The organism is Mycobacterium sp. 050134 (genome assembly GCF_036409085.1).
GTDB lineage: Bacteria > Actinomycetota > Actinomycetes > Mycobacteriales > Mycobacteriaceae > Mycobacterium.
Map to the genome: position 1 here is coordinate 1 of NZ_JAZGLV010000018.1, position 15,460 is coordinate 15,460.

At 69.1% G+C, this 15,460-nt stretch carries 15 protein-coding genes; 6 read left to right on the plus strand and 9 right to left on the minus strand.

What is annotated here, in order from left to right:
* Positions 1 to 153 precede the first annotated feature (153 nt).
* On the minus strand, positions 154 to 327 hold the full coding sequence (locus SKC42_RS20265; RefSeq protein WP_007769006.1) for a DUF2613 domain-containing protein: 174 nt from the start codon (positions 325 to 327) through the stop codon (positions 154 to 156).
* A 106-nt stretch (positions 328 to 433) separates the two neighbouring features.
* Positions 434 to 685: a DUF2613 domain-containing protein gene (locus tag SKC42_RS20270; RefSeq protein WP_330966064.1), complete on the minus strand. Its 252-nt coding sequence runs from the start codon at positions 683 to 685 to the stop codon at positions 434 to 436.
* Between the two features lie 131 nt (positions 686 to 816).
* Between SKC42_RS20270 and SKC42_RS20275 the strand changes: the two genes are divergently transcribed.
* The 3 genes from SKC42_RS20275 (at position 817) to SKC42_RS20285 (ending at position 3,975) form a co-directional block, all read left to right on the plus strand.
* Positions 817 to 1,968 carry a glycoside hydrolase family 3 N-terminal domain-containing protein gene (locus SKC42_RS20275; protein ID WP_330966065.1) on the plus strand — a complete coding sequence of 384 codons (1,152 nt, stop codon included), beginning with the start codon at positions 817 to 819 and terminating at the stop codon, positions 1,966 to 1,968.
* A gap of 87 nt (positions 1,969 to 2,055) precedes the next feature.
* A complete protein-coding gene (locus SKC42_RS20280; protein WP_330966066.1) occupies positions 2,056 to 2,706 on the plus strand; it encodes a TetR/AcrR family transcriptional regulator in 651 nt (216 codons plus the stop codon).
* Positions 2,707 to 2,721: 15 nt separating this feature from the next.
* On the plus strand, positions 2,722 to 3,975 hold the full coding sequence (locus tag SKC42_RS20285; protein WP_330966067.1) for a chloride channel protein: 1,254 nt from the start codon (positions 2,722 to 2,724) through the stop codon (positions 3,973 to 3,975).
* Positions 3,976 to 3,986: 11 nt separating this feature from the next.
* On the opposite strand, the gene SKC42_RS20290 is transcribed toward SKC42_RS20285, so the two are convergent.
* Positions 3,987 to 4,832 carry a MaoC/PaaZ C-terminal domain-containing protein gene (locus SKC42_RS20290; RefSeq protein ID WP_330966068.1) on the minus strand — a complete coding sequence of 282 codons (846 nt, stop codon included), beginning with the start codon at positions 4,830 to 4,832 and terminating at the stop codon, positions 3,987 to 3,989.
* A 16-nt stretch (positions 4,833 to 4,848) separates the two neighbouring features.
* A complete protein-coding gene (locus tag SKC42_RS20295; protein ID WP_330966069.1) occupies positions 4,849 to 6,225 on the minus strand; it encodes a 3-oxoacyl-ACP reductase in 1,377 nt (458 codons plus the stop codon).
* Between the two features lie 106 nt (positions 6,226 to 6,331).
* On the opposite strand from SKC42_RS20295, the gene SKC42_RS20300 reads away from it, so the two are divergent.
* The gene (locus SKC42_RS20300) at positions 6,332 to 7,708 is read left to right on the plus strand and encodes an acetyl-CoA C-acetyltransferase (RefSeq protein WP_330966070.1); all 1,377 of its coding nucleotides are present in this window, start codon (positions 6,332 to 6,334) and stop codon (positions 7,706 to 7,708) included.
* Positions 7,709 to 8,076: 368 nt separating this feature from the next.
* Here the strand turns inward: SKC42_RS20300 and SKC42_RS20305 are convergent, their stop codons facing one another.
* Positions 8,077 to 9,912: an acyl-CoA dehydrogenase gene (locus tag SKC42_RS20305; RefSeq protein WP_330966071.1), complete on the minus strand. Its 1,836-nt coding sequence runs from the start codon at positions 9,910 to 9,912 to the stop codon at positions 8,077 to 8,079.
* A 190-nt stretch (positions 9,913 to 10,102) separates the two neighbouring features.
* Between SKC42_RS20305 and SKC42_RS20310 the strand changes: the two genes are divergently transcribed.
* The gene (locus tag SKC42_RS20310; protein WP_330966072.1) at positions 10,103 to 11,137 is read left to right on the plus strand and encodes an isopenicillin N synthase family dioxygenase; all 1,035 of its coding nucleotides are present in this window, start codon (positions 10,103 to 10,105) and stop codon (positions 11,135 to 11,137) included.
* A 6-nt stretch (positions 11,138 to 11,143) separates the two neighbouring features.
* Positions 11,144 to 11,632 carry a flavin reductase family protein gene (locus tag SKC42_RS20315; RefSeq protein WP_330966073.1) on the plus strand — a complete coding sequence of 163 codons (489 nt, stop codon included), beginning with the start codon at positions 11,144 to 11,146 and terminating at the stop codon, positions 11,630 to 11,632.
* A gap of 34 nt (positions 11,633 to 11,666) precedes the next feature.
* On the opposite strand, the gene SKC42_RS20320 is transcribed toward SKC42_RS20315, so the two are convergent.
* The 4 genes from SKC42_RS20320 to SKC42_RS20335 form a co-directional block, all read right to left on the minus strand.
* Positions 11,667 to 11,822, minus strand: coding sequence for a hypothetical protein (locus SKC42_RS20320; RefSeq protein WP_330966074.1), 156 nt, complete (start codon positions 11,820 to 11,822; stop codon positions 11,667 to 11,669).
* A 64-nt stretch (positions 11,823 to 11,886) separates the two neighbouring features.
* Positions 11,887 to 12,633: a succinate dehydrogenase/fumarate reductase iron-sulfur subunit gene (locus SKC42_RS20325; RefSeq protein ID WP_330966075.1), complete on the minus strand. Its 747-nt coding sequence runs from the start codon at positions 12,631 to 12,633 to the stop codon at positions 11,887 to 11,889.
* Positions 12,633 to 14,564: a fumarate reductase/succinate dehydrogenase flavoprotein subunit gene (locus SKC42_RS20330; RefSeq protein ID WP_330966076.1), complete on the minus strand. Its 1,932-nt coding sequence runs from the start codon at positions 14,562 to 14,564 to the stop codon at positions 12,633 to 12,635. The genes SKC42_RS20325 and SKC42_RS20330 overlap by 1 nt, the downstream gene beginning before the upstream one ends.
* Positions 14,565 to 14,609: 45 nt before the next feature.
* Positions 14,610 to 15,437: a hypothetical protein gene (locus SKC42_RS20335; protein WP_330966077.1), complete on the minus strand. Its 828-nt coding sequence runs from the start codon at positions 15,435 to 15,437 to the stop codon at positions 14,610 to 14,612.
* Positions 15,438 to 15,460 lie beyond the last annotated feature (23 nt).

A 15,460-nucleotide genomic window follows, 5' to 3' on the forward strand; every position in this document is an offset into this window, starting at 1 on the left:
GACCCGCTGCGCCCGGCTTCGCCGCGCTTGCGATCGCCGCCGCTGTCCGATGGCGGCGACCCGCTGCGCCCGGCTTCGCCGCGCTTGCGATCGCCGCCGCTGTCCGATGGCGGCGACCCGCTGCGCCCGGCTTCGCCGCGCTTGCGATCGCCGCTAGCTACGGTTGCCGTACTCGACCCGGTTGAGCACTGACGACTGCGGATCGCCCCCGGGGAGTGGCGGCTTCGTGTCTTGCTGGACCATCAGGGTGATCCCGAAGATCGCGGCCGCGCCCAGCAACAGGCCGACCACCACGCTCGCGGCGGCGGGCGCAACGATCCGGTTCATCGATGCTCCTTGGGGTTTTCGCGGTCTTGAGGCCCTTGAGGCCCTTGAACGACCTAAGCGCCAACCTAGCAGAAGCTCGGGTCGCGACCCGCGCCGCAGGTCGGCGCTAGGGGCGCAGTCCCGGGGGCAGCTTGCTGAGGCAACTTTCCTTGCTATCGCACGGCAGGCAGTGCCCGTGGAAGCAGCGGTCGCCGTAGTCCACCATGTTTGGCCCGGCCGGGGCCGGCGGCTGCCGCGCGGGCGCCGTGCGGTGGTCCTCGCGCGAATCGCAGGCGAGTGTCACCCCGACGGTCGCCGCGGCACCGAGCGACAACCCCACCGCGATGCTCGCCGCAGCGGCCAGCGTCACCCCGCTCATCCTGGCTCCTCCCTGCCAGTCAAAGGGTTCGCTGGCCAACGTAACAGGGGATCTGGGGGGGATTGCGCAGGCAGCGGCGGGCGGCGCGCCCCAAATTGGGCGCCCGCGACGCCGCCTGAAAGCATGGCCCGATGGCCTTCCCGCGCACCCCTGCCGTGCTTGCCTTGCTCGCTGCCGCGGCGGTGCTGGCGGCGGGCTGCGGCCACACCGCCCGGCCGCCGGCCGCGTCGTCGTCCAAAGTCACCACGCCGACGGCCGCGCCGCCGCCGCCCGTCTGCGGGGACGTCAGCGCGCTACCGCCCCGCGACAAGCTCGCCCAGCTGTTGATGGTGGGGGTGAAGAACGCCGACGACGCCCGCACCGTCGTCGCCAACTATCACGTCGGCGGCATCTTCATCGGCAGCTGGACCGATCTGTCGATCTTCGACGGCCCGCTGGCCGGGATCGCGGCCAATCCCGGGCCGCTTCCGCTGGCGGTCAGCGTCGACGAGGAGGGCGGCCGGGTATCGCGGCTGAAGAAGCTGCTCGGGCCTTCGCCGTCGGCGCGGGAACTGGCGCGGACCCAGACTCCTGAGCAGGTCCACGACCTGGCGCTGAGCCGCGGCCAGGCGATGAAGAAACTCGGCATCACGGTGGACTTCGCGCCGGTGGCCGATGTCTCGGACGCCCCCGACGACTCCGTGATCGGGGACCGGTCGTTCAGCTCCGACCCGGCGACGGTGACGGCCTACGCCGGGGCGTACGCCGACGGCCTGCGCGAGGCGGGCCTGCTCCCGGTGCTCAAGCACTTCCCCGGCCACGGGCACGGATCGGGGGACTCGCACACCGGCGGGGTCACCACGCCGCCGTTGGCCGACCTGCAGGGCAATGACCTGGTGCCGTACCGCACGCTGACCAAGGCCAGGCCGGTCGCCGTGATGGTCGGCCACCTCGAGGTCCCCGACCTGACCGGCAGCGACCCGGCCAGCCTGAACCGGGCGGCGGTGCAGCTGCTGCGCACGGGAACGGGGTACGGCGCCGATCCCTTCGACGGCCCCATCTTCAGCGACGACCTGTCCAGCATGGCCGCCATCTCGGACCGGTTCGGCGTGGCGGAGGCGGTCCTGCGGACCCTGCAGGCCGGCACCGACGTCGCGCTGTGGGTGACCACGGACGAGGTGCCCGCGGTGCTGGACCGGCTGGAGAAGGCGCTGGCCGGCGGCGATTTGAAGATGCCCGACGTCGACGCCTCGCTGGCCCGCGTGGCCGCCGTCAAGGGCCACAGCCCCAAGTGTGGGCCCTGACACGGTCTGACAACCCCTGATAGCGGGTGCCGCGGCGCCGCATTGCTTACCCTTGAGTTAGATGGCCGGGGTGAGAAAGGTACGTGAATGGCGGGTGGTACCAAGCGGCTACCGCGTGCCGTCCGCGAGCAGCAAATGCTCGACGCCGCCGTGCAGATGTTCTCGGTCAACGGCTACCACGAGACCTCGATGGACGCCATCGCCGCCGAGGCGCAGATCTCCAAGCCGATGCTCTATCTGTATTACGGCTCGAAGGAGGACCTGTTCGGCGCCTGCCTGAACCGCGAGATGAGCCGGTTCATCGATGTGGTGCGCGCCGACATCGACTTCACCCAGGGCCCGAAGGACCTGCTGCGCAACGCGATCGGGTCCTTCCTGCGCTACATCGACACCAACCGGGCGTCGTGGATCGTGATGTACACCCAGGCGATCAACTCCCAGGCGTTCGCCCATATGGTGCGCGACGGCCGCGAGCAGATCATCGAGTTGGTCGCCGGGCTGATGCGGGCGGGCAGCCGCACCCCCCGGCCGGAGCGCGAGTACGAGGTGATGGCGGTCGCGCTGGTTGGCGCGGGTGAGGCGATGGCGAACCGGCTCAGCGCCGGCGACATCGAGGTCGACGAGGCGGCCGAGCTGATGATCAACCTGTTCTGGCACGGCCTGCGGGGCGGCCCCGAGGACCTGGAGGCCGCCGGGACGCAGCCCGAGCCGGGCGGTTCCAGCGCCGCCGCCCGCTAGCCCTAGATTCGAAGGGTGGCCGCTTCGGCTCGATTGCCCGTCTGCAGCCGGAACCTCGACTTCTTCTGCGCGGTGATCATCGTCGGATTGCTCGCCGGGGTCGCCGGGTTGGCGACGACGGCGGTGCTGCGCTTCGTCGAGCACGCCACGTACAACTACAGTTTCGGCACGCTGCTGACCGGCATCGCCGGCAGCGGCCCGGTCCGCCGCGTCGTTGGGCCGGTGGTCGGCGGCGGGCTCGCCGGACTCGGGTGGTGGGCGCTGCGGCACCGCAGCGAGGTGCCGCCGCTCGGGGAGACGATCGCTCGCCGTGCGCGGGTCCCGCGGCTCGCGTGGAGCGTCGACGCGCTGCTGCAGGTGCTGTTGGTCGGTTCGGGGGCGTCCCTCGGGCGGGAGGGTGCCCCGCGCCAATTCGCCGCCGCCCTCGGCGATTTCGGCACCGGATGGCTTAAGCGGCTGTCGGTCCACGACCGGCAGATCCTGCTGGCGTGCGCGGCCGGGGCCGGGCTGGGCGCGGTGTACGCGGTTCCGCTGGCCGGCGCGCTGTTCGCCGTGCGGATCATGCTGAAGACCTGGCAGCCGCGGGCGGCGGGGGCCGCGCTGCTCACCTCCAGCGTGGCCGTGGCGATCTGCTCGGCCGCCACGCACGACCAGCCCACCCTGAGCTGGCCCACCGCGGAATCGTCGTACGTGCTGACGGCGCACGCGGTGATCCTGGCGCCGATGACCCTCGTCGTGGGGCTGGCGTTCAACCGGTTGATGGCGGCGGCGCGGCCGGCCGCCCTAATGCGGTCCTGGGTGCTCGTCCCGGCGCTCGCCGGGGCGGGCCTGGCGATGGGCGCCTGCTCGCATTGGTGGCCGGAGCTGCCGGGCAACGGCCGCAGCATTCTGACCGTCAGCCTCGCCAGCGGCATGACGCTGGCGGGGGCCGCCTCCATCTTGCTGCTGAAGCCGCTGCTGACGGCGCTGTTCCTGCGGGCGGGCGGCGCGGGTGGAATGCTGACGCCCTCCCTGGCCACCGGCGCCGCGGCGGGATCGGCGCTGGTGCTGGCGATCAATGCCGTAGCGGGCACACACCTGCACACGCCGGCGGTGTCGCTGGCCGGAGCCGCCGGCGTGCTCGCGGTCACCCAAGGCTCACCGATCTGGGCGGCCATCTTCGTCTGGGAACTGGCCCATCCGCCGCTGTGGCTGTTCCTGGTGTTCCTGCTGACCGCCTGCCTCGCCTACGGGCTGAAAGTCCAGCTACTGGGGCGCAGGCCGGCGTAGCAAACGGCCGCTTAGAGCCCGCGCACGGTGCCCGTCAGGTACGGGTAGTTCTTGGCGACGTTGCGCAACGAGATGTCCCAGCCCCCGTCGTCGCCCTGGTCGATATAGAGACCCGCGGTCGCGGGGAGCACCAGCGGCTTGCCGAACCGCACCGAGTACCGCACGGCATCCGGGAACCGGGCCTCGATGTTCGGCAACACCGCCGCGGCGCTGAACATCCCGTGCGCGATGACCGTCGGGAACCCGAACAGCTTGGCGGCGACGGGGTTGGTGTGGATCGGGTTGTGGTCGCCGCCGACGGCGGCGTAGCGCCGGATCTGTCCGGGGGTGACGCGCAGGACGGCGCCGGGCGGGGGCAGCTTCGGTTGCTTCTCCGGCGGCGGCTTCGGCTCGTCGGACAGGCTCGTGCGTTGCTGGTGCAGGAACGTCGTCACCTGGTGCCAGGCCGTCTCATTGCCGACGCCGACGTCGGTTACCAGGTCGACCAGCAGCCCCTTGCGGTGCTCGCGCAGGTTCTCGGCGTGCACGCGGACGCTGACCGTGTCGGTGACCGCGATGGGGCGGTATTGGGTGATGTGGTTTTCCGTGTGCACCGAACCCATTGCGGCGAAAGGGAAGTCGAACCCGGTGACCAGCGACATCAGGGCGGGGAACGTCAGCGCGAACGGGTAGGTGAGCGGCACGTGGTTGCCGTAACGCAGGCCGGTGACCGCCGCGTACTCGGCTACGTGCGCCTGGTCGATCGGCAATTCGTCGATGCTGACGGTACGGCTGGGCACGCCGCCCCCGCGCGAGACCACCGGCAGCGCGCCGGCCACCGCGCGCAGCATGTTCTTCAGGCCACTTGGCTGGTTCATTGCATCCCCCCGCAGCTCACGCGCCCAGCATGGCCTGGCCGCAGACCCGGATCACGTTGCCGGTCACGGCATTCGAGGCGGGGCTGGCGAAGTAGGCGATGGTCTCCGCGACGTCGACCGGCTGGCCGCCCTGGAACAGCGAGTTCAGCCGGCGACCGACCTCCCGGGTGGCCAGCGGGATGGCGGCCGTCATCTGGGTCTCGATGAAGCCCGGAGCGACGGCGTTGATCGTGATGCCCTTCTCGAACAGGCCGGGCGCCAGCGCCTGGGTGAGCCCGATCATCCCGGCCTTGGTGGTGGCGTAGTTGGTCTGACCGCGGTTGCCCGCGATGCCGGCCATCGACGACAGCCCGACCACCCGGCCGCCCTCGCCAATGCTGCCGTTGCCCACCAGCCCTTCGGTGAGGCGAAGCGGCGCAAGGAGATTGACCGCCACGACGGCGTCCCAGCGGGCGTCGTCCATGTTCGCCAGCAGCTTGTCGCGGGTGATGCCGGCGTTGTTGACCAGGATGTCGGCGTGGCCCGCGTAGTGATCGCGCAGGTGCTCGGTGATCTTGTCGACCGCATCGTCGGCGGTGACGTCCAGCCACAGCGCCGTGCCGCCCACCCGGCTGGCGGTCTCGGCGAGCGTCTCGGCGGCGGATTCCACATCGATCGCGACGACGCGGGCGCCGTCGCGGGCGAAGACCTCGGCGATGGTCGCGCCGATGCCGCGGGCGGCGCCGGTCACGATCGCCACCTTGCCGTCCAGCGGCCGGTCCCAGTCGGCCGGCGGCGTGGAGTCCGCCTCGCCGACATAGAAGACCTGGCCGTCGACGTAGGCCGACTTGCCGGACAGGATGAACCGCATCGTCGACTCGAGGCCCGTGGCGGCGGGTTTGGCGTGCGGCGACAGGTACACCAGTTGCGCCGTCGACCCGTTGCGCAGCTCCTTGCCCAGCGAGCGCGTGAAGCCCTCCAGCGCCCGCTGCGCGATCCGCTCGTCGGTGCCGGCGGCGGCGTCGGGGGTGCTGCCGACCACCACGACCCGCGCGGAGTGGCCCAGGTTGCGCAGCACCGGCGTGAAGAACTCGTACAGCCCCTTGAGCCCCGCCGGCGCCGTGATCCCGGTGGCGTCGAACACGAGGCCGCCGAACTTGTCGGCCCAGCGGCCGCCCAGGTTGTTGCCCACCAGGTCGTAATCCGCGGCGAGCGCGGCGCGCAGCGGCTCGACGACGCGGCCCGGCTGGTCCTGTGGGGCGCCGATCAACAACGACCCCGAGAGCGGTGGTTCGCCGGGCCGGTACCGGCGCAGTGTCTCGGGCTGGGGGACGCCGAGTTGCTTGGCCAGAAACGCTCCGGGGCCGGAGTTGACCACCTGCGAGAACAGATCGGACGAGACTTTGGGAGCCACTGAGCTGCCTTCCCTTTCTTTCCAGGTCGTCTTGGGTCGTGGTCTTGCCGTTACATGGCAACCGTATCGGGGACGAACTTACTGCAGAGTAAGGACAGTAGGTATTATGGCCCTCGACGGGCGATTCAAAACCGAGGTACCCAGAGAATCACGGAGAAATACAGTGCCATCTGCCAGTACTGAGACCAGCGCATCCCGACGGAGAGTCGCCGTGCTCGGCGGCAACCGCATCCCGTTCGCGCGATCGGACGGTGCCTACGCCGAGGCGTCCAACCAGGACATGTTCACCGCGGCCCTGGGAGGCCTGGTGGACCGGTTCGGGTTGGCGGGCCAGCAACTGGGCGTCGTGGTCGGGGGCGCGGTGCTCAAGCACAGCCGCGACTTCAACCTGGTGCGCGAATGCGTCCTGGGCTCCGAGCTGTCGTCCTACACGCCGGCGTTTGACATTCAGCAGGCCTGCGGGACCGGCCTGCAGGCGGCCATCGCCGCCGCCGACGGCATCGCGGCCGGCCGCTACGAGGTGGCCGCGGCCGGTGGTGTCGACACCACCTCCGACCCGCCGATCGGCCTGGGCGACAACCTGCGCCGCACGCTGCTGAAGCTGCGCCGGTCCAAGTCCAACCTGCAGCGGCTGAGGCTGGTGGGCGCGCTGCCCGCCACGCTGGGCATCGAGATCCCGGCCAACAGCGAGCCCCGCACCGGCCTGTCGATGGGGGAGCACGCCGCCCTGACCGCCAAGGAGATGGGGATCAAACGCGTCGACCAGGACGAGCTGGCCGTCGCGAGCCACCGCAACATGGCCGCCGCCTATGACCGCGGCTTCTTCGACGACCTCGTCACGCCGTTCCTGGGCGTGTACCGCGACGACAACCTGCGGCCGAACGCGAGCGTGGAGAAGCTGGCCACGCTGCGCCCGGTGTTCGGGGTGAAGGCCGGCGACGCGACGATGACGGCGGGCAACTCCACCCCGCTGACCGACGGCGCCTCGGTGGCGCTGCTGGCCGGCGAGGACTGGGCGGCCAGCCACTCGCTGACCCCGCTGGCCTACCTGGTGGACGCGGAGACGGCCGCCGTCGACTACGTGAACGGCCGGGACGGCCTGCTCATGGCGCCCACGTACGCCGTGCCGCGCCTGCTGGCCCGCAACGGGCTCAGCCTGCAGGACTTCGACTTCTACGAGATCCACGAGGCCTTCGCGTCGGTGGTGCTGGCGCACCTGCAGGCCTGGGAGTCCGAGGATTACTGCAAGGAGCGGCTCGGCCTGGACGCCGCCCTCGGGTCGATCGACAGGTCCAAGCTCAACGTCAACGGTTCGTCATTGGCGGCCGGGCACCCGTTCGCGGCCACGGGTGGGCGGATTCTCGCCCAGCTCGCCAAGCAACTCGCGGAGAAGAAGGCCGCCAACGGGGGCTCGCCGGTGCGCGGACTGATCTCGATCTGTGCCGCCGGCGGTCAGGGCGTCGCCGCCATCCTGGAGGCCTGATCCGCAGTGCGGATGTTTTTCGTCACAACGCGTTAGTGACGTCGGGAGGCCGGGTACTCGCCTGACTGGATGGCTCCGTGTTGTGGTCCGACCCCCCGACCCCGACGGCAATACGGGGCCTCCCTTAATACGACCGCTCGTCGGCACGCTGTCGACGGGCGGGTGAAAAGAGCCGCCGCTGGAGTGAGGGGATCCAGCGGCGGCTCCTTTCGTATGCCGGATCGTTGACATGCCACATCTGTGGCGACCAGATATAAACCACGCACAGCCGTGGCGGCGTGTCGTGTACGTGGGTTATGTGTCGCGGCGCGCGACCAAAACGCAAGAATCCCCCGCCCGAAGGGGCGGGGGATTCTTGCGTCTGCGGCCTAGAAGGCGGCCTCGTCGAGCTCCATGATGTCGTTGTCCAGCGTCTCGATGACCTCGCGGGTGCTGGCCAGCAGCGGCAGGAAGTTCTTCGCGAAGAACCCCGCCACCGCGAGCTTGCCCTCGTAGAACGAGCGCTCGGCGCCGCTGGCGCCTGCGTCCAGCGCCTGCACGGCGACCGCCGCGTGACGCTGCAGCAGCCAGCCGATGATCAGGTCGCCGACGCTCATCAGGAAGCGCACCGACCCCAGGCCCACCTTGTACAGGCTGGTCACGTCCTCCTGCGCGGCCATGAGGTAGCCGGTCAGCGTGGCCGCCATCGACTGGACGTCGGCCAGGGCCTTGCCGAGCAGCTCGCGCTCGGTCTTCAGCCGGCCGTTGCCCGACTCGCTATTCACGAACTGCTGGATCTGCTCCGACACGTGGGCCAGCGCCACGCCCTTGTCGCGGACGATCTTGCGGAAGAAGAAGTCCTGCGCCTGGATGGCCGTGGTGCCCTCGTAGAGGGAGTCGATCTTGGCGTCCCGGATGTACTGCTCGACCGGGTAGTCCTGCAGGAAGCCGGACCCACCGAACGTCTGCAGGCTCTCGGTGAGCTTGGCGTACGCCTGCTCGGACCCCACGCCCTTGACGACCGGCAGCAGCAGGTCGTTGACCTTGACGGCCAGGTCGGCGTCCACGCCGTGCACCGCCTCGGCGACCGCCGCGTCCTGGTAGGTCGCGGTGAAGAGGTACAGGGCGCGCAGGCCCTCGGCGTAGGCCTTCTGGGTCATCAGCGACCGGCGCACATCCGGGTGGTGCGTGATGGTCACGCGCGGCGCCGTCTTGTCGGTCATTTGGGTCATGTCGGCGCCCTGCACGCGGGACTTGGCGTACTCCAGCGCGTTGAGGTAGCCCGTGGACAGCGTGGCGATCGCCTTGGTGCCCACCATCATGCGGGCCTGCTCGATGACCTCGAACATCTGCGCGATGCCGTTGTGCACGTCGCCGACCAGCCAGCCCTTGGCGGGCACGCCGTGCTGGCCGAAGGACAGCTCACAGGTCGCCGAGACCTTGAGACCCATCTTGTGCTCGACGTTGGTCACGAAGACGCCGTTGCGCTCGCCCAGCTCGCCGGTTTCGAAGTCGAACAGGAACTTCGGCACGAAGAACAGCGACAGGCCCTTGGTGCCCGGGCCCGCGCCCTCGGGGCGAGCCAGCACAAGGTGGAAGATGTTCTCGAACAGGTCGCCCGAGTCGGCGGAGGTGATGAACCGCTTGACGCCGTCGATGTGCCAGGAGCCGTCGGCCTGCTGAACGGCCTTGGTACGCCCGGCCCCGACGTCCGAGCCGGCGTCCGGCTCGGTCAGCACCATGGTGGAGCCCCAGCCGCGCTCGGCGGCGATGACGGCCCACTTCTTCTGCTCCTCGGTGCCGAGGTGGTAGAGGATGTTCGCGAATCCCGCGCCCCCGCCGTACATCCACACGGCGGGGTTGGCGCCCAGGATGTGCTCGTGCAGGGCCCATACCAGCGCCTTGGGCATCGCCACGCCACCGAGTGCCTCGTCGATGCCGACCTTGTCCCAGCCGGCGTCCGTGACGGCCCGGACCGACTTTTTGAAAGCCTCGGGCAGGGTGACGGAGTGGGTCTCCGGGTCGAAGACCGGCGGGTTGCGGTCGCCCTCGACGAACGACTCGGCGACCGGGCCCTCAGCCAGGCGGCTGATCTCGGCCAGCATCTCCTTGGCGGTGTCGGGGTCCATGTCGCTGTACTCGCCGGCCCCCAAAGCCTTTTCAACGCCCAGCACCTCGAACAGGTTGAACACCTGGTCGCGGACGTTGCTCTTGTAGTGGCTCACGCCGTTCCTCCTCGTTGAGAATGCCACTTGTGGTTGGGTACTAGGTCTAAGTTACCCACCAGTAACTCAGCTAAAATATCGCTGCCGGACAGTTCAACGCAAGTCGAAGCGACCGAAATTTCACGGTCTAACTAACCAACCGGTTGGGCAGGCCGTGATCGTGTCCCTGACCTGCAGAGATGAAGACTCTATGACGAACGTGAGCAGCGTCACTGCGCTGCCGGTGGTGGACCTGGCAGCCGATCCCGGTCGGCTGCGGGAGGGTCTGCGCCGGGCCGCCCACGAGGTGGGTTTCTTCTATCTGACCGGTCACGGGGTCCCCGACGACCTGCGGGAACGGGTGCTGCGGGCGGCTCGCCGGCTGTTCGCTCTGCCGGACGCTGACAAGGACGCCGTGGCGATGGTGCGCAGCCCCCACTTTCGGGGCTACACCCGATTGGGCGGGGAGCTGACCCGGGGCGAGGTCGACTGGCGCGAGCAGATCGACATCGGTCCCGAGCGCCCCCCGATCGGCGGGCCCGGCCGGCCCGACTATCTGTGGCTGCAGGGCCCCAACCAGTGGCCGGCGGCGCTGCCCGAACTGCCCGGCATCGTCGCCGAGTGGGACGCCGCGTTGGCCGGGGTGGCGCGCCGCCTGCTGGGGCACTGGGCCGCCGCCCTCGGGAGCCCGGACGGCGCCTTCGACGAGGCCTTCGCCGAAACCCCCGCCACGTTGATCAAGATCATCCGATATCCCGCGGGCGCGGCGAGCTCGCAGGGCGTGGGCGCCCACCGGGACGCCGGCGTCCTCACCCTGTTGCTGGCCGAGCCGGGCAGCCGCGGGTTGCAGGTGCGGCCAGCCGGCCGGCCGGACTGGGTGGAAGTGCCGCCGCCGCCGGGCGCGTTCATCGTCAACATCGGCGAACTGCTCGAGGTGGCGACGGGCGGCTACCTGCGGGCGACCGAACACCGGGTGGTCCTGGATGGGCCGGCCGCCGAGCGCATCTCCGTCGCCTACTTCTTCAACCCGCGACTGGACGCGCAGATCCCGGTGCTGTCCCTGCCCCGGCAGCTCGCAGGGCACGCCGCCCCGGTCGACGATCCGTCCGATCCCATCTTCTCGGTCTACGGCCGCAACGCCTGGAAGAGCAGGCTTCGGGCCCACCCGGACGTGGCAGCGAGGCACGGGTATTCGGCGGGTAGGGTCGGGCGGGAGAATCCGTCCTCGGCTGCAAGGGGCGATTGAACTCCGGTGAATTCAACTAACAAGCTGACCCCGTCGACCCTTCGCGATGCCTTCGGCCACTTCCCGTCCGGGGTGGTCGCCATCGCCGCCGAAGTCGAGGGCAGCCGGGAAGGCCTGGCGGCCAGCACGTTCGTCCCCGTGTCGCTGGACCCGCCGCTGGTGTCGTTCTGCGTGCAGAACACCTCGACGACGTGGCCCAAGCTCAAACGCGTTCCCATGCTGGGGATCAGCGTTCTTGGGGAGGCGCACGACGCGGCGGCGCGCACCCTGGCGGCCAAGACGGGCGACCGGTTCGCCGGCCTAGAGACGGTATCCCGGGGCAGCGGGGCGGTGTTCATCAAGGGCACGGGCCTGTGGCTGGAGAGCGCCATCGAGCAGCTGATCCCCGCGGGGGACCACACCATCGTGGTCCTGCGGGTCAGTGAGGTGACGGTCGACGCCGAGGTGGCGCCGATCGTGTTCCACCGCAGCGGCTTCCGCCGCCTCGGCGCCTGAGATAGCGCCGCAGCGGCGGAGGCGCCGACCCGTGTCAGGGCCGGTGGCTGAGTTCTTCCCGGTAGCCCTCGATGCGCCGTTCGATCTCGGCGGCGTCGTCGGGCCGGCCTTCCTTCAGCGCGAGCTCGGCGCGCAGGGACAGCTCGCGGATGGCGGTCCGGATTTCGTTGATGCTGATGGTGTGTCGCATAGGCCCATTCCTCACTGACAACCCATCGGGTACCCGATGCGGCTGCGGCCTAACGCACGGTGGCTCAGCGACGGAACAGCTTGTTCCCCAGCCACACCACCGGGTCGTACTTGCGGTCGACGACCCGCTCTTTCATCGGGATCAGCGCGTTGTCGGTGATCTTGATGTTCTCTGGGCACACCTCGGTGCAGCACTTGGTGATGTTGCAGTAGCCCAGGCCGTGGGACTCCTGCGCCTGCTTGCGCCGGTCCATGGTGTCCAGGGGGTGCATCTCCAGCTCGGCGATGCGCATCAGGTAGCGGGGGCCGGCGAACGCCTGCTTGTTCTCCTCGTGGTCGCGGATCACGTGGCAGACGTTCTGGCACATGAAGCACTCGATGCACTTGCGGAACTCCTGCGAGCGCTGGACGTCCTCCTGCGCCATCCGGTACTCGCCGGGCTGCAGGTCCTTGGGCGGCGCGAACGACGGGATCTCGCGGGCCTTCTCGTAGTTGAAAGAGACATCGGTGACCAGGTCGCGGATCACCGGGAACGTTCGCAGCGGCGTCACCGTCACGACCTCGTCCTCGGCGAACGTCGACATCCGGGTCATGCACATCAGCCGGGGATAGCCGTTAATCTCCGCGGAGCACGAACCGCACTTGCCGGCCTTGCAGTTCCACCGCACCGCGAGGTCCGGGGTCTGCGTCTGCTGCAGGCGGTGGATGATGTCGAGCACCACCTCGCCCTCGTTGACCTCTACCGTGAAGTCCTGCAGGGCGCCGCTGGCGTCGTCGCCGCGCCAGACCCGCAGGGTCGCGTTGTAGGTCATCAGCCTCTCCGTCCTGGGTGGTCGGCCAGCTCGTCGTCGGTGTAGTACTTCTCCAGTTCGGAGATCTCGAAGAGCTCAAGCAGATCCGGCCGCATCGGCACCTGGTCCTCGCGGGTGATGGAGATGTCGGGGATCGCGGCGGCTTCCGGGTCGCCGGGCTCGGCGACTGCGCGGCAGACCAGCAGTACCTTGCGCCACGAGGAGTCCATCGCCGGGTGGTCGTCGCGGGTGTGCCCGCCGCGGCTCTCGGTGCGCTCCAGCGCGGCCTTGGCGACGCACTCGCTGACCAGCAGCATGTTGCGCAGGTCGATCGCCAGGTTCCAGGCCGGGTTGTACTCCCGGTGACCGTCGACGTGCAGGTGCTTGAACCGCTCCCTCAGCTTGTCGAGCCGGGTGAGCGCCTCGGTGATCTCCTCCGACTTGCGGATGATCCCCACCAGGTCGTTCATCGACTGCTGCAGCTCCAGCTGCAGGGTGTACGGGTTCTCGGCCTGGGCGCCGTTGGTTGGGGCCTCGAAGGGGGAGAGGGCGCGCTTGGCTGCCGCGTCGACGGACTCCTGCGCGACGGCGGGGCGGCTGCTCAGCGCGCGCACGTAGTCCGCGGCACCGAGGCCGGCGCGCCGGCCGAACACCAGCAGGTCCGACAGGGAGTTGCCGCCCAGCCGGTTGGAGCCGTGCATGCCGCCCGAGCACTCGCCGGCGGCGAACAGGCCGGGGACCTTCGCGGCGCCGGTGTCAGCGTCGACCTCGACGCCGCCCATCACGTAGTGACACGTCGGCCCGACTTCCATCGGCTCCTTGGTGATGTCGACGCCGGCCAGCTCCTTGAACTGGTGGTACATCGAGGGCAGGCGCCGGTTGATCTCGGCCGGCGTCAGCCGGGACGCGATGTCGAGGAAGACACCGCCGTGCGGGCTGCCGCGGCCGGCCTTGACCTCGGAGTTGATGGCACGCGCCACCTCATCGCGGGGCAGCAGATCCGGGGTCCGGCGGGCCGAGTCGTTGTCCTTGAGCCACTGGTCCGCCTCCTGCTCGGACTCGGCGTACTGGCCCTTGAACACCGGCGGGATGTAGTCGAACATGAACCGCTTGTTGTCGGAGTTCTTGAGCACACCGCCGTCGCCGCGCACGCCCTCGGTGACCAGGATGCCCTTCACGCTGGGCGGCCAGACCATGCCGGTCGGGTGGAACTGGACGAACTCCATGTTGATCAGGGTCGCGCCGGCGCGCAGCGCCAGGGCGTGCCCGTCGCCGGTGTACTCCCAGGAGTTCGAGGTCACCTTGAACGACTTGCCGATCCCGCCCGTCGCGAGGACCACGGCCGGCGCGTCGAACACGATGAACTTGCCGCTCACCCGCCAATAGCCGAACGCTCCGGCGATCGCGTCACCGTCCTTGAGCAGCTCGGTGATCGTGCATTCGGCGAAGACCTTGATCCGCGCCTCGTAGTCGCCGAGCTCGGCAAAGTCCTCCTGCTGCAGCGAGACGATCTTCTGCTGCATCGTCCGGATCAGTTCCAGGCCGGTGCGGTCACCGACGTGCGCCAGCCGCGGGTAGGTGTGGCCACCGAAGTTGCGCTGGCTGATCTTGCCGTCCTTGAGGCGGTCGAACAGCGCGCCGTAGGTCTCCAGCTCCCAGACCCGGTCGGGGGCCTCCTTGGCGTGCAGCTCGGCCATCCGCCAGTTGTTGAGGAATTTCCCGCCTCGCATGGTGTCGCCGAAGTGGGTCTTCCAGTTGTCCTTCGGGTTGGTGTTGCCCATCGACGCCGCGCAGCCGCCCTCAGCCATGACCGTGTGGGCCTTGCCGAAGAGCGACTTGCACACCACCGCGACCCTGAGGCCGCGTTCCCGCGCCTCGATGACCGCACGCAGCCCCGCGCCGCCGGCACCGATGACGACCACGTCGTAGGAGTGCCGTTCGACCTCAACCATGAAATCCTCGCTAGCTAAATTCTGGGTAGATTTTCAAATGGCTTTTCAGCCAACAAATCTCAGGTCACTGATGGTGCCGCTGGCGACCAGCGCGATGTAGAAATCGGTAAGCATCAGGGTGCCCAGCGTGATCCAGGCGTACATCTTGTGCCGGGTGTTGATGTGGCTGACCTGGGTCCAGATCCAGTACCGCACAGGGTGCTTTGAGAAGTGCTTGAGCCGCCCGCCGGTCACGTGCCGGCAGGAGTGGCAGGACAGCGTGTAGATCCACAGCATGATGACGTTGCCGACCAGGATGAGATTGCCCAGCCCGAAACCGAAGCCGTGCGGGCCGGAGTCGGAGTGGAAGGCGACGATAGCGTCGTAGGTGTTGATCACCGAGATGATGCCGGCGATGTAGAAGAAGTACCGGTGGCTGTTCTGGATGATCAGCGGCAACCGGGTTTCGCCGGTGTAGTGGGCGCGGGGCTCGGCGACCGCGCAGGCGGTGGGGGACTGCCACACCGTGCGGTAGTAGGCGCCGCGGTAGTAGTAGCAGGTCAGGCGGAAGAGCAGCAGGAACGGCAGCGACAGCGCCGCGTAGGGCAACCACCACACGTCCGGCAGGATCTGCGGCCAGATGTCGCCGGCCTCACCGCATCCCTTGCTGAGGCAGGGCGAGTAGAACGGCGTGAGGTAGTGGTACTTGGGGACGAAGAAGTAATTCTGCTGGAACGCGCGCACCGTCGCGTAGATGACGAACGCCGCGAAACCCAGGTCGATCCGCAGCGGCGACATCCACCAGCGGTCGGTGCGCAGGGTTCGCTGCGGGATGTGGGCGCGCGTCGGTGAAAAGACACCGGACGCAGGACGGTTCGCCGCGGGTGCGCTCATCTAGTGTTCCTCTTCGAACGGGC

What these genes read in the sequence shown, in the direction of transcription:
- SKC42_RS20335 (WP_330966077.1), bottom strand. Translation starts at nt 15,437, where the DNA reads ATGAGCGCACCCGCGGCGAACCGTCCTGCGTCCGGTGTCTTTTCACCG.
- SKC42_RS20300 (WP_330966070.1), top strand. Translation starts at nt 6,332, where the DNA reads ATGGCCCTCGACGGGCGATTCAAAACCGAGGTACCCAGAGAATCACGG.
- SKC42_RS20330 (WP_330966076.1), bottom strand. Translation starts at nt 14,564, where the DNA reads ATGGTTGAGGTCGAACGGCACTCCTACGACGTGGTCGTCATCGGTGCC.
- SKC42_RS20280 (WP_330966066.1), top strand. Translation starts at nt 2,056, where the DNA reads ATGGCGGGTGGTACCAAGCGGCTACCGCGTGCCGTCCGCGAGCAGCAA.
- SKC42_RS20290 (WP_330966068.1), bottom strand. Translation starts at nt 4,832, where the DNA reads ATGAACCAGCCAAGTGGCCTGAAGAACATGCTGCGCGCGGTGGCCGGC.
- SKC42_RS20265 (WP_007769006.1), bottom strand. Translation starts at nt 327, where the DNA reads ATGAACCGGATCGTTGCGCCCGCCGCCGCGAGCGTGGTGGTCGGCCTG.
- SKC42_RS20320 (WP_330966074.1), bottom strand. Translation starts at nt 11,822, where the DNA reads ATGCGACACACCATCAGCATCAACGAAATCCGGACCGCCATCCGCGAG.
- SKC42_RS20275 (WP_330966065.1), top strand. Translation starts at nt 817, where the DNA reads ATGGCCTTCCCGCGCACCCCTGCCGTGCTTGCCTTGCTCGCTGCCGCG.
- SKC42_RS20310 (WP_330966072.1), top strand. Translation starts at nt 10,103, where the DNA reads ATGACGAACGTGAGCAGCGTCACTGCGCTGCCGGTGGTGGACCTGGCA.
- SKC42_RS20325 (WP_330966075.1), bottom strand. Translation starts at nt 12,633, where the DNA reads ATGACCTACAACGCGACCCTGCGGGTCTGGCGCGGCGACGACGCCAGC.
- SKC42_RS20270 (WP_330966064.1), bottom strand. Translation starts at nt 685, where the DNA reads ATGAGCGGGGTGACGCTGGCCGCTGCGGCGAGCATCGCGGTGGGGTTG.